The organism is Solibacillus sp. R5-41, assembly GCF_002736105.1.
Lineage (GTDB): Bacteria > Bacillota > Bacilli > Bacillales_A > Planococcaceae > Solibacillus.
Window position 1 is genome coordinate 3,437,110 of sequence record NZ_CP024123.1, and the last position, 13,500, is coordinate 3,450,609.

The following is a 13,500-nucleotide window of genomic DNA, read 5'->3' on the forward strand; positions in this document are numbered from 1 at the left end:
AAAGAGCGAGGTGTGTTATGAAAACTAGTGGCTCTATTAGTATTGCTCATATAATTTTATTGTCTATGACATTTATCGGGTTAAAAAACCATGTCACGATAATTCCTTCATTAATAGAAACAACTGGCCGAGATGCTTGGATTTCAGTCATTATCGCTACGATTATTATAATTCCATGGCTTTATCTCCTAATTTCCATTCAAAAAAAACTAGGAAACAATTCTTTTAGAGATGTTTTATTAAATAATCATCCTAAAGTTGGAAAAGTCCTCATTTACTTTATTGCGTTTTATTTATTGGTCATGGCGGCCATGACCATGCGTGAAACACTGCAATGGGTATCAGTCACTTTTCTAATCGAGACACCTGTATTGATCCTCTTTTTTTCCTATGCCATCGTTTGTGTACTTTTTGCTATGTCTCCAATTCAAAGTATTACGATTGTTAATACAATTGTCCTTTTTGGGGTAGTCGTTCTTGGTTTTTTCGTAGCATTTGTAAATATGCAAATAAAGGATCCTAAGTTATTGTTACCTATTTTCGAACATGGCATGACACCCATATTAAAATCAATCATATATCCTGCATCAGGATTTGTTGAATTATTATTATTTGTTTTTATCCAACATCATTTTAAGAAAAAATTAAAGTTTTCGCATTTCCTCATTATGCTCTTTTTATTATTTGGATTAACGATAGGTCCACTCGTTGGTGCCATCATGGAGTTCGGTCCAGCTGAAGCAGCTACTCAACGTTACCCCGCCTATGAAGAGTGGCGATTAGCAACGATCGGGCGTTTTATTGAGCATTTAGATTTCCTTTCCATTTACCAATGGTTAACTGGGGCTTTTGTACGGATTGGCTTTCTTATATTCATAGTAATAGAGTTATTAGGAATGGCTCAACAGAAAAAAAGAATTATGGAGACAATCGCACCTGCCTTTATCTTTTGCACTTTACCGCTGTTTTTATTAAATGACAGTATATTTATTGAACTAAAAGGTAAATATTTTTTAATAAGTACAGGTTTGTTCTTTTTCCTTTTGGCATTTATCTTTAACGTCATTTTAAGAAAAAGAACGAATAGTAAGGCGGAGAAAAATGCATAAAATTGATTTAATTACTTTAGAGCAGCTTTTCGAAAAAAGTGCAGATGTCCGTTTCCAAACGTATGAATTTCAATCAAGCAACGTCATTTTAATTACATGTGAAGCGATGACGGATAAATATTTACTAAATGAAGTCATTGTTCCGCGGTTACAAGCCCTTTGTGATAATAAAGAATTGCCACTTGATCCATTGAAGATTCCAAAACAATTGTACCTTCCAGACTTGCAGGAAGTTACAACGTTAAATGATGCTGTAACGAATGTATATGGTGGTTTTGTTTTAATTTATATTGAAGAACAAAAGCTTTTACTTTCTAGCAATATTGAAAGTAAACCTAATCGAAGTCCTGAAGAAACGAGTCTTGAAGTGCTTATTAAAGGGCCTCGCGACAATTTCATTGAGGATTTAGCTGTTAATATTGCATTAATTCGAAAAAGAGTACCGACAGAATCTTTAGCCGTTGAAAAATTGACAATTGGGGTACGGTCGAAAACTAAAGTTGCGATTTTATATTTTCAAGATATTGCGAACCTTGATACGTTAAAGGAATTAAAACAACAGCTTCTTGAGATTAATACCGATGTTGTATTAAGTGGAGAATTACTAATGGAACGTTTAAATAAGTATTCTTATTTTATCCCAGTAAATGATACGACAGGTCGCCCTGATTTTGCTCTGCAGTCCCTCATTACCGGTCGATTTATTGTACTTGTGGACGGGGTTGCCTATGCAATCATTACGCCTACCAATTTATTAATGCTTTTAAAATCAGGTGAGGACAATGATTATCCCATGATTATTAGTTCGATCGAGCGCTTATTAAGGCTCGGAAGTGTATTAGTAGCGCTACTTTTACCTGCGTTTTGGTTAGCTTTAACGACCTTTCATCAAGAGCAGTTACCTTTTCAGCTGCTCGCTACGGTCGTTCAATCAAATACAGGACTCCCCCTTCCATCTAGTGTTGAAATGCTCATCATGCTATTAATGTTCGAGCTTTTTCGAGAGGCGGGATTACGTTTACCAAGTATTCTCGGAGGGTCAATTAGTGTTGTAGGAGGCTTAATTATCGGGGATGCAGCAATTCGAGCAGGGGTCACAAGTCCTGCGATGATTGTTGTTATCGCAATTTCTACAATTGCTACTTTTACATTAGTAAATCAATCTCTTGTCACGAGTATTGGCTTAATGCGCGTCACTCTTATATTAATTACAGCTTTATTAGGGTTGTTCGGCTTTTTCCTCTCCATATATATAGTGTTAATTTATTTATCGAATATCCGTGTTTATGGCGTGCCTTATCTTAACGTTGGTGCAGATTTAAGCTGGAAAAATATTTCTAAATCATTATTTCGTCTCCCCCCAGATGCCATTAAAGAACGTCCTGCCATGTTAAAACCACAGGACAAAACGAAAGAAGGTAAAAAATGAAAAAGTATCTTTTTTTCTTACCTCTTTTACTTTTAGCTGGTTGTTGGGACACAAATCAACCTGAGCGCATGTATTATCTTCATGGGATAGCTTTCGATTTTGTAGATGGACAATATGAAATCTATGCTCAAATTATCGATTTTACAAATATCGCAAAATCCGAGCAGCCCTCAAACTCCGATGCAATTCAGATTGAGGTTGGAATCGCAAGAGGAAGAACGTTTAATGAAGCCTTTTTTAATTTATATAAAACAATGGACGAGCGCTTATTTTTTGGTCATTTAACGTATGTCATTTTCTCGGAAAACGTCGCGAAAGAAAACAAAGTAAGAAATATCATTAACACTTTAATTAAATACCGAGAATTACGTTATAACGCCTGGGTATATGTAACAAAAACCCCGTTGGAAGAACTTATGTTGACGTCACCAATTCTTAATAAAGCCATTACCTTATCGAAGTTATCTGACCCTTTAAATTCATATAGTCAATCCTCACTAATCGAGCCGATGAACATTCGAGAAGTATTACTTTATTTAGATGAACCGAGTCACGAAGCAATAATACCTTATGTAGAAGATTCGAAAAATTGGGTAACAAAAAAAGAAAGGGATACTGTTTATTCCGTTACAGGCGTTGGCATTATTTCGGAGAAGGAGGGCTTATTGGGCTTTCTTCTCGAGCAGGATGTCAAAGGGATGCAATTTATGACAAGCGATACTAGACGCAGTGAATTGACATTTCAAATGGAGGGATTCGGCGACCCTGCTGTAACAGTCGTTATTGAAAATGTAGATCCTAAAATTCGTGCCGTTATTTCAGAAAACCCGATTCAATTTGATATTGATGTCAAATTAATTGTACAAATAACTGAAACGATCGACAAAGCGCAAACTAAAAAACTCATTGAAAAAATTGAAAAAACGGTAAAAGAAGAAATTAAAAGAACATATGAAGAGGGTATCAAAATTCAAGCCGATGTTTATCGACTATCCGAAACCGTCTACCGAAATCATATACGTGAGTGGAAAAATATTGAGCAAGATGGAAAAGTCCCCTTAACGGAAAATTCCATACGAAACCTCAATGTGGAAGTTGTCCAAACAATTGGGAAAAGAACGCTTGAAATACCACGATAAAAAGAGACCAACTTAAGTTAGATGGCCTCTTTTTCCTCAATATAATGAACGTGCATGTTTCGCGATAAGACGAAATCCTTCTTGCTCAAGTAAATCAAATGTTGAAGGTGAATAATTTTCTAACCGTAATGCTTCTAAATCCACAGAAATTGGCGCACCACAATTGATGGTTGCTAATTTATGGGATAAACGAAGCATTTCTTCATTTTCGCTAATTTTACTTCTTTGACCTGGCTTTAATGTTGGTAGTGCTGCTAAAACTTCATCAATAGAACCATGATTTTGAATGAGCTGCAATGCGGTTTTAGGGCCAATCCCTTTTACCCCTGGATAGCCGTCACTCGCATCTCCCATAAAAGCCTTCACCTCGGCAAATTGCTTTGGCACAATCCCATATTCATCGACAAATCGGGCTTCTGTATACACATCATATTCAGAATAACCCTTTTTCGTAAAGGCAATCGTTGTTGTCGGGTTTAATAACTGCAATAAATCTTTATCACCACTAACAACAGTAATTTGGGCATCATCTTTCCATTTTCCAATCATCGAGCCTATTAAATCATCCGCTTCAAGTCCTTTAACACCAAAGTTTTGCCAGCCAATCATTTGTGAAACATCTTTAGCCATATCAAATTGTGGTAGCATTTCTTCTGGTGGTGCAGGTCGGTTCGCTTTATACCCGTCAAATAACTCATTGCGGAATGTATGAGCACCCATATCCCAACAAACAGCTAAATGCGTAGGTTTCATAATATTTTGTGCCGTTAACACATGGCGGGCAAATCCTTGCACTCCATTAGAAGGTGTACCATCTTCCAATCTTATAAACTGGTTCATTGCAGCTGAAGCAAAATATGAACGGAATAACAGTGCCATCCCATCAACAATTAATAAATGTGGTTTTGTCATAAATAAACGTCCTCTCTCTATTACAAAACACTATTATATCAAAAGATAACTTTGATAAGGTGATTGAAGCTCATATATACCCCACACTTGCTAGACTCCATTGATTGGACATCCTATTTAATAACTAAGGTAATAAATACGTAGCAATTTTATTAATATCTTTACTAAAAATACGATCCGTAATCATGCTTGGTGCAAGAGCTCGTAGCTCCTGCCATTTTTCATGAAGCTTCGGTGACATTTTTTCTGCACCACGATATTCGACTGCTTGAGCCGCACAAAATGCTTCAATTGCTAATACGTGGCGGACATTTGCAATAATCATTCGTGCATGACGTGCCCCCGTCGTCCCCATACTAACATGGTCTTCTTGATTCGCAGAGGATGGAATCGAGTCCACAGAAGCAGGGTGTGCTAATGTTTTATTTTCCGACACTAAGCTTGCTGCACTATACTGTAAAATCATTGCCCCTGACTCTAACCCTGGCTGAGCACTTAAAAATGCTGGTAATCCTTCACTTAAAGATGGATTGACTAAACGTTCGATGCGACGTTCTGATACATTCGCAAGTTCTGCCATACCAATTTTCAAAAAATCCATCGCGAAGGCAATTGGCTGCCCATGGAAGTTTCCACCTGAAATAACTACTTCTCCCTCGTCAAAAATGAGCGGATTATCAGTAGCCGCATTCATTTCAAGCTCCAACTTTTCCTTTACGTAATTCAATACTTGCCAGCTTGCTCCATGAATTTGTGGAATACAGCGCAGTGAATATGGATCTTGCACACGTTTTTCCCCTTGGTGCGTAATTAGCTGACTACCTTCTAGCCATTCTCGCATACGTTGTGCAACGTCCATTTGCTCCTGCATCCCTCTTGCTTCATGCACAGCTGGATGGAATGCGTCGATAATGCCGTATAAAGATTCCATCGTCATCGCGGAAATCCATTCACTCGCATACGCTAATTTTTCCGCTTCAATATAATTCACGACACCTTGTGCAGTCATCGCCTGTGTGCCATTAATTAAAGCAAGCCCTTCTTTTGCTTGTAGCTTAATTTGTGGTAAATGATGCTCGTTAAACACTTCATCTGAAGGACGGCACTCACCATCAACCCAAACTTCCCCTTCACCAATTATCGCTAGCACTAAATGCGATAAAGGCGCTAAATCTCCAGATGCCCCAAGTGAACCTTGCTGTGGGATGATTGGATGGACTTTTTCATTAATCATCCACACTAAACGTTCTAGCACTTCTAAACGAATACCTGATAACCCTTTTAATAAGGCATTTAAACGTAGCACCATCATTGCTCTTGAAACAATTTCAGGAAATGGATCGCCAAAACCACAAGCATGTGAGCGGATTAAGTTTAATTGCAAAGTACCTACTTCATGTTCTGCTATTTTAACATCACTAAATTTTCCAAACCCGGTATTAATGCCGTAAACTGTTTTTTCTTGCTCCACAATTCGTTCAACGGCTTGCCGGCTTTTTTTAACCTTATCAATCGCGTCTTGTCCGATTTCAACTTTTTCATGCTTGTATAAAATTTGTTCTAGTTGTCCCATCGATAATCTTTCACCGTTTAATTGAATCATTTATTCCGTCCCCTTTTATTCCCGTATTATGTTAATGAACTTGATTAATTTCATTATTGTACAAATAGTTACACTTTTCTAGTCTTTTATTCGTTTTTCCCGATAAATATAGAATATTTTCTCGTAAACTCGATTTTATTAGGCTTTACAACACATTTCTATATACTCCATCTAATTCATTAACCTGTTAATAGTTTAGTAATTCAGTATTTTAGCATAATGAAGTGTTGAAATTAATGAATAATAAAAGGACATTCAGATACTTGTCTAAATGTCCTCTTCCATTCAATTCATTTCATTCGCTTCATATCTCTTATTGCTTGTATGGATAGACGCACTAATAAGATTGCGCATATAAATAAACCTAAATGAGCTACAGTATTTAAATAGATAGCATAGACCGAATGCATGAATTGCGAAATGGCCAATAATGCAACAGAGATGATGCCAAAGGTGATGCCGACTAATAATAGTACGAAGCGCGAAAATAATTGGCTAATGAATAATGAATTTGCCTTATCAGAAAAAATATCGTGATGCAAAATAATTTTACCACTTTCAACCTTCTTCACGAGCTGGTCAATTCGCCTTGGGATTTTACTGATATTTGGTAAAATGAGTGCTAATTCTTCTTCTATAAGCGCCTTTGTAGCACGAGGCTCCGTAAAAGGTTTTGAAAAACTTGTTTTCAAATAATCATTTGAAAATTCCTTCGCTTCTGTAAAAATTTCGAAGTTTGGATCAATCGTTGATAATGTACCATCGAGCGTCACAATCGCGCGCAATGCAACATTAACCGCGGGATAAAAGTGCAGCCCAAATTCACGGACAACCGAAAAAATAGAATAAATTAAAACATCTGTGGGAATTTGTGATACATAATTAATTTTCAATAAAATTTGACTAATCGCCTGCTCCATTTCAATACGATTAATATCTTCTGTATTTTCAACGAGTAACCTTACACCATCTACAACTAGTGGTGCGTCATTTTGATAGATACCGACTAAGAAGTATTTCAACCCTTCTTGCTGTGGATCTGCAAGGCGCCCAACTGCCCCAAAATCAAGCATCGTTAACTTTCCTGTATGCTGCTCAATATAAATATTTCCTGGATGTGGATCCGCATGAAAAATACCTGAAACGAGTGCCTGCTCTAAAAATGAAAATAATAATGATTGCGCAAATTGGCGTCGATCAATATGCTGTTCTTCATAAATATGTTGCGCAATAGCTACGGACTTCCCTGTAACATATTCCATGACAAGAATGTTTGTATTACTATAACGTTGATACACTTTAGGAATTTTTACATCGTTTTTCCCACTTTGAATAATCGTCGTCATTTGTTCCATGTTCCGCGCTTCAATCGTAAAATCGATTTCCTCACCTAAAGCAACGCTAAAACCCTTTGCTAACTCTAAAAAACCTAAGCTTTCCGCCCATTGTGATTTACTTGAAATCCAACTGGCAAATTCCATTAAAATGCCTAAATCTTCATTCATAATATTTTTTACATCAGGACGCAATAATTTCACAGCAACGGGTTCGTTTGTATCACGTAATATCGCTTTATGCACTTGGCCAATTGATGCGGATGCTAATGGTTCTTCACTAAAGTAAGAAAAGATTTGATTGACGTCGCCTTTTAGATTTTTCTTTAAAATCTCGTCTACTTGCTCCTTCGAAAGTGGACGCACATGCTGTTGCAATTTTTCTAGTTCCTCAATGAACACTGGAGATAGCAGCTCTTTTCGTGTTGAAAGAACTTGACCAAACTTGACGAAGATCCCCCCACATTGCTCAAGCGTATCGCGCAAAGCAATCGCTAATTCTCGTTCATCTTCACGCGAACGGGCATATTTCACCGTGCGCGTCACGCCGTTTTTCATAGCAATTCGTAAAACTTCACTTAAACGTTTTTGACGACGCCAATATATGAGCACTGTTTTCAGACTAGAGCGTCGTCCAACTGGTATGCCATTTTCATTAATTTCAATCTGATCAAACAGTTCAAAAAACAAATACAGCAACATCGAAATAAGCAGCATACCGCCAAACCATAGAAGCGTTACAACATTCATTAAATTTGAAACAATTCCTTCTTCAAAATAACTTGTCCCGCGGATATATGTATACCAAAAGACAAAGCTCGTAAAAATCACACTGATTATGACTGAAAAAGCGCGCTTACCTAAGGTCACTTGAGAGCCAATTAAACGTCCACTAATAAAAAATACGAGTATTGAAGCAACAACTAATTGTAAAATAATTGTTAGAGCATGCATCCATTCGGCCTCCTATTTCATTACTACGTGTACTTCAATCTTCACATTTCCCCTTAATGCCTTGCTAATCATACAAACCTCCTCTGCTTTATATGCATAGCGTTCTGCCATACCTCGCTTCTTTTCGTCCTTCTCTGACATGTTCAACTCAATATAATGATGGATTTCTCGATAGGTAAAAACGCCATTCGTTACTTCAACGATTCCATCAGACTTCAATGTAGGTATTGCATCAATTTGACTGCGCTCTAACATAGCAGCGAGCGTAATGATATAACAAGTTGCAGCAGCACCTAATAACATTTCATCTGGATTCGTGCCAATACCTGGACCATCCATCTCAGGAGGAATTGATATTTGCGTTTGTAAACGCTGTGCTTTTAAATTACCAACTTCATTGCGCCCCCCTGGCCAATCAATTGTTAAACTAAATGTATGTAATGTCATTTTTATCCGTCCTTTGACTTTTCTTTTACTATATAAATTGAACTAAAGAATCCATCTTTTAAAAATTCATCGAAAAAGGGAGGAGTTGATTTCCATTCCAGTCCCGACGCTTTCCGCGGGCACGGCTCCAACTAACTTGTTTCGAGATGCATCTCGAAACAAGTGGATTTTCCGCTCGTGCTGTTCCCGCAGGAGTCGTCTCCCTTTCATTCCAATAAACTCCTTCTATTCAAGTTTCTACCAACACAATCCCTGATCATTTTCTTCCTAATATAAAGTTAGTTTCATATGTTCGAATCAAGTATTGCACTATTAGTTCAACACTAAAATGTGCCGCCTCCCACGGTAGCGGCGCAATAAATCCAGAAAGATTCAGAAGCATAACTTTATAAAGGATGGCCTTGCCCAAAGCACAAAGATGAGTCGTACAGATTTGTGTAACAAAACTGTGTGACTCATGTGCTTAGCCAGCCATACAAGCACGCAATTTATTAAAATCCAGAATAGAAAACTTATTCAAAGAAGCAGCTAGAACACCTCGCTCCAACTGCCACTGATTACCAACTATTTTCTTTATACTTTTTATAGTAATTTATTTGGCGCATGAATAAATAAAATTTACGTTTGAAAGACTTGTCTTGCTTATAAAATAACGGATTCACCATTTTTCGTTCACGAATGAGTCGTTGAATATCCGCTTGAACTTTTGAATCAGCAACAAATTTCCTTAAGACAATTTTCGGAACGACTGAGAATAATAAATCTCCCTTTAAATAGGTGCATGGCTTCGGCTCATTAAAAATTAAATCATCGACAAAATAGCGCGCCATATTGTGCCCCATTGCCGTCACATAATAGCTTGAGCGACCTTGACGAATATTCACTTCAAACACTTTAAACTTGCCATCTCGCTCATCATATTTTAAATCGAAGTTAGCAAAACCTCGATAATCAACTGCTTCTAAAAAGCCACGTAGCTTTGTCATCACTTCTTCATTATAGCGGGATAGGACTGCTGTATAGTTTCCGATTGCAGTTTTAGTATGTTCCTGTAATGCCACTTGTGCAAATGTTACGAGCTGAGTTTCACCTTTTGAACTTACATAAATAACGGAATCCCACATCGCCGTGTCCTCACCAGGAATGAAATCTTGAATAATGAGCTCTTCCTGATATCCACTTGCCTTCACCATATCAATTACTTTTTGTACTTCCTCGCTACTGTCTACTTTAAATACTTTAGCTTGTCCTTCAAAAGGATGGCGGCTATATTCAATCCCATTACTCGGCTTAATAATGACTGGATACATCATCTCACCAGTAAAATCGTCATCCACGCGACAATCATAAAAATAAGTCGTCGGGATATCTATGCCATGCTGCTCACAAAGCTTATAAAAATTCGATTTAATTTGTAAATGCTCCATTAGCTCTACATCAATATTGTTAAACGCAAAATAATCTTTTAAAATGGTGCGATTTTCAATAATTAAACGGACATATAAATCATTTGTCCCAATCAATATAAGCTTGTCTGCTTCACCTTCATATTTTTTAGCAACACTTATTAAAATTTTCGCAAATTGTGCTGGATCACCTAATTTTTTATCGTATTCAATCGCACGTGGGATTGTACTTAAATTCGTAAAAGGCAGTACACCCTTCCCTACTAAAATTGGACGGATATTATATTCTTCATGAAATGAAATGGCCATATTGTAAGCATTAATATCTGTACCTACAATAATGGGCAAAAATGGTTGTTTGCTCATAAAACTCTTCCTCTCGATAAGTACAATTAAAATCTGGATACAATCACGCTAAGTAGTAATTGATACCACTAACATATCATACAATAATCTTTCGAATTAATCTTTAATTTACAAATATGTCCGTATAAAAATTAGGTTTATGAAACTTCCTCATGTTAAGAACGTACTTATTAGAGAGGTGATTAAAATGAATGAACGATTGCAATTATTTTTTGACAACATCGAGAAAATAAAGCTTTATTTTGGTTCTGATGCGGAAAGTTTCGCAAAACATTTGGCGCTCAAATTAACCGTTCGTAATATTCATTTTTATTACGAAGACTATGAAAACGTTCAGAAGCAAATAAAAAAACATACAAAGTGGTATCAATTCGCACGAAACAGCTCTAAATTGAATCATGCTTATTATGTACATTTCGCAAAAAATCCAGAACAAATCCCAAAAGTTTTTCAACAATATAGAACTTTACCAAAGCAATTTAATCGCGGGGAGCAAAGCTATCTTACAGCCATGTATTTAAATGATGAAGCGGCAATCATTAAAATCGGAGCACTTATGCACGAATTAAAGCAGCAGCCTAGTTTAAAGTTCTCCTCCTTTGCTACGCATCATTGCGCCATCTTAGCTACTCGTCCAGAAGAATCTCACATATTAGCCAATACATATACGCAATACTATAATAAGTTGATTACGGACGGTTTTGTTCGCGGTAATGATACGATTCAAACAGCCCTTTTACTAACGGTTGGTACAGGGACATTTTGCGCAAATACGATTCAGCATGTAAAAGAGCTGATGAAGCTTATTTTTTCGATTGAACCTACTTTAAAAAATTGTCACTACAGCACAATTGGCTTGCTCGCACTTGCCAATTTTGAAACGAATCAATTTCCTGCACTTGTAGATATCCATGATGAAATTTGTCGCAGCTTAAAAATCTCTCCGAACAGTTGCAACACCTTACTACTAGCAACGCAAATATATACGGCAAATGAAGCAATTGGGGATCTCCCATCTTACAATATGGATTTCTCTGATTTTGCGTATGCTCTTGTCAATGATGATTTCACAAGTAATCATGGGGTTAGTGACAATTAAACTGATTTCAGCCGACGTCTCAGATTCAGTTTTAGTCAAGTACAATGCCGAGACATAAGGGATTATTTTTATTGTACTTCTCTATTTCCGAAAAAAAAAATCACCTTCCAACAAAAATTGGCATGGTGATTTTTTGTGTTTACTTGTTTTTTCGTTCCAATCTCGTTTTTCGCTCGTTTGCATACTCCGCTGCCGCAGTGAATACAATGTCCGATGATGAATTCAGTGCTGTCTCACATGAATCTTGAAGGACCCCAATGATGAAGCCAATCGCAACAACTTGCATCGCGATCTCATCTGAAATTCCTAATAAGCTACATGATAACGGAATTAATAATAATGAGCCCCCTGCTACACCTGATGCACCGGCTGCTGAAACCGCTGTTAAAGCCATTAAAATAATAGCCGTGAGTAGATCGACTTCAACACCTAAAGTATGAGCAGCCGCCATCGTCAATGTTGAAATTGTAACTGCCGCGCCCCCCATATTGATTGTTGCACCTAAAGGAATCGAGATCGAATACGTGTCTTTATTTAACTTAAGCTTTTCTGCTAATGCCATATTTACTGGAATATTAGCTGCTGAACTTCGCGTGAAAAATGCCGGTATTCCGCTTTCTTTTAAGCTTGCAAAAACAATCGGATATGGATTACGACGTGCAACAATAAATACGAGTAAAGGGTTTACAACTAATGCAATAAAGAACATTGTACCGACTAATATGATGACGAGACGACCATACGACGATAATGAAGAAAAACCAGTCGTTGAAATTGTCTCAAAAACAAGTCCCATAATCCCAAGTGGTGCTAAGCTAATTATCCATTGTACAATTTTTGTAACCGCATCTGATAAGTTTGCTATTACTGATTTTGTTGTATCATTCGCGGCTTTTAATGCAAATCCTAAAACAAGCGCCCAAGCAAGTATCCCTAAATAGTTTGCTTCTATAATTGCACTCAAAGGATTGGATACGATATTGAATAATAATGTTTCTAATACTTCTGCAATTCCGCTCGGTGGTGCTATTTCCTGTGTTCCAGTCTTTAATAGTAAAGTCGTCGGGAAAATATAGCTTACAACAACCGATACTAAACCGGCTAAAAAGGTACCTACAATATATAACATTACAACCATTTTCATATTCGTAGCCTTGCCACTCGCGTGAGAAGAGATTGCATTAATGACTAAAACAAATACTAATATCGGTGCTACTGCTTTTAACGCCTTAATAAACAATGCACCAAATATTGAAATTACAGACAATTGTTCAGGTAATAATAAAGCAAACACAATTCCGAGTAAAATACCTGCAATGATTCGATTCACAAGGTTAATACTATTCCATTTTTCAAATAAACTTTTCATTATTTTCCTCCAAAATTATCCTGTGTATATAGTAAAACTTCGATTCGTTTGGTTTTCAATTCATAAATTTGTTTTTTAAATATATTAAAATAATACATTGTATCTATCAATAACACAACTGTATTTTTGAGGTGTACACAAAAAATTCTAATTACAGGAAAATTAATTTACTTGATACTTATTTCACTATTAGTATTACATAAAAATTATTAGGATATCCCTCATGCCAAGCCTAACTATTTCCCCCATTAAATTTCACTTTTTTTAACCTAATTTTAACCTTCTTCCTATATATTACTAAAAATAGGAAAATGATCAGGAATGTGATAAAAT

General features: G+C 36.7%; 10 protein-coding genes. 4 read left to right on the plus strand and 6 right to left on the minus strand.

The window, feature by feature from the left end; genetic code table 11:
* Positions 1 to 17 precede the first annotated feature (17 nt).
* The 3 genes from CSE16_RS17095 to CSE16_RS17105 are packed head-to-tail and all read left to right on the plus strand — an operon-like array spanning position 18 to position 3,677.
* Positions 18 to 1,109 (plus strand): endospore germination permease, encoded by a 1,092-nt coding sequence (locus tag CSE16_RS17095; protein WP_099425004.1) that lies wholly within the window; start codon positions 18 to 20, stop codon positions 1,107 to 1,109.
* Positions 1,102 to 2,538, plus strand: coding sequence for a spore germination protein (locus tag CSE16_RS17100; protein WP_099425005.1), 1,437 nt, complete (start codon positions 1,102 to 1,104; stop codon positions 2,536 to 2,538). Before CSE16_RS17095 ends, CSE16_RS17100 begins: the two co-directional genes overlap by 8 nt.
* Positions 2,535 to 3,677 (plus strand): Ger(x)C family spore germination protein, encoded by a 1,143-nt coding sequence (locus tag CSE16_RS17105; RefSeq protein ID WP_099425006.1) that lies wholly within the window; start codon positions 2,535 to 2,537, stop codon positions 3,675 to 3,677. The genes CSE16_RS17100 and CSE16_RS17105 overlap by 4 nt, the downstream gene beginning before the upstream one ends.
* A gap of 36 nt (positions 3,678 to 3,713) precedes the next feature.
* Here the strand turns inward: CSE16_RS17105 and CSE16_RS17110 are convergent, their stop codons facing one another.
* From CSE16_RS17110 to CSE16_RS17130, 5 genes are all read right to left on the minus strand, one after another.
* Positions 3,714 to 4,589 carry a 5'-3' exonuclease gene (locus CSE16_RS17110; protein WP_099425007.1) on the minus strand — a complete coding sequence of 292 codons (876 nt, stop codon included), beginning with the start codon at positions 4,587 to 4,589 and terminating at the stop codon, positions 3,714 to 3,716.
* 124 nt (positions 4,590 to 4,713) lie between these two features.
* Positions 4,714 to 6,192 (minus strand): histidine ammonia-lyase, encoded by a 1,479-nt coding sequence (gene hutH, locus CSE16_RS17115; RefSeq protein ID WP_099425008.1) that lies wholly within the window; start codon positions 6,190 to 6,192, stop codon positions 4,714 to 4,716.
* Positions 6,193 to 6,482: 290 nt separating this feature from the next.
* Positions 6,483 to 8,480 (minus strand): ABC1 kinase family protein, encoded by a 1,998-nt coding sequence (locus CSE16_RS17120; RefSeq protein ID WP_099425009.1) that lies wholly within the window; start codon positions 8,478 to 8,480, stop codon positions 6,483 to 6,485.
* Between the two features lie 12 nt (positions 8,481 to 8,492).
* Positions 8,493 to 8,927: an SACOL1771 family peroxiredoxin gene (locus CSE16_RS17125; protein WP_099425010.1), complete on the minus strand. Its 435-nt coding sequence runs from the start codon at positions 8,925 to 8,927 to the stop codon at positions 8,493 to 8,495.
* 557 nt (positions 8,928 to 9,484) lie between these two features.
* Positions 9,485 to 10,699 (minus strand): carboxylate--amine ligase, encoded by a 1,215-nt coding sequence (locus tag CSE16_RS17130; RefSeq protein ID WP_099425011.1) that lies wholly within the window; start codon positions 10,697 to 10,699, stop codon positions 9,485 to 9,487.
* 187 nt (positions 10,700 to 10,886) lie between these two features.
* Between CSE16_RS17130 and CSE16_RS17135 the strand changes: the two genes are divergently transcribed.
* Positions 10,887 to 11,798: a DUF4003 family protein gene (locus CSE16_RS17135; protein WP_157764848.1), complete on the plus strand. Its 912-nt coding sequence runs from the start codon at positions 10,887 to 10,889 to the stop codon at positions 11,796 to 11,798.
* A 139-nt stretch (positions 11,799 to 11,937) separates the two neighbouring features.
* On the opposite strand, the gene sstT is transcribed toward CSE16_RS17135, so the two are convergent.
* The gene (gene sstT / locus CSE16_RS17140) at positions 11,938 to 13,167 is read right to left on the minus strand and encodes a serine/threonine transporter SstT (protein ID WP_099425013.1); all 1,230 of its coding nucleotides are present in this window, start codon (positions 13,165 to 13,167) and stop codon (positions 11,938 to 11,940) included.
* Positions 13,168 to 13,500: the final 333 nt, after the last annotated feature.

Bases quoted from the DNA above. Each gene is read 5' to 3' on its own strand.
- CSE16_RS17095 (WP_099425004.1), top strand. From the start codon at position 18: ATGAAAACTAGTGGCTCTATTAGTATTGCTCATATAATTTTATTGTCT.
- CSE16_RS17100 (WP_099425005.1), top strand. From the start codon at position 1,102: ATGCATAAAATTGATTTAATTACTTTAGAGCAGCTTTTCGAAAAAAGT.
- CSE16_RS17105 (WP_099425006.1), top strand. From the start codon at position 2,535: ATGAAAAAGTATCTTTTTTTCTTACCTCTTTTACTTTTAGCTGGTTGT.
- CSE16_RS17110 (WP_099425007.1), bottom strand. From the start codon at position 4,589: ATGACAAAACCACATTTATTAATTGTTGATGGGATGGCACTGTTATTC.
- hutH (WP_099425008.1), bottom strand. From the start codon at position 6,192: ATGATTCAATTAAACGGTGAAAGATTATCGATGGGACAACTAGAACAA.
- CSE16_RS17120 (WP_099425009.1), bottom strand. From the start codon at position 8,480: ATGCATGCTCTAACAATTATTTTACAATTAGTTGTTGCTTCAATACTC.
- CSE16_RS17125 (WP_099425010.1), bottom strand. From the start codon at position 8,927: ATGACATTACATACATTTAGTTTAACAATTGATTGGCCAGGGGGGCGC.
- CSE16_RS17130 (WP_099425011.1), bottom strand. From the start codon at position 10,699: ATGAGCAAACAACCATTTTTGCCCATTATTGTAGGTACAGATATTAAT.
- CSE16_RS17135 (WP_157764848.1), top strand. From the start codon at position 10,887: ATGAATGAACGATTGCAATTATTTTTTGACAACATCGAGAAAATAAAG.
- sstT (WP_099425013.1), bottom strand. From the start codon at position 13,167: ATGAAAAGTTTATTTGAAAAATGGAATAGTATTAACCTTGTGAATCGA.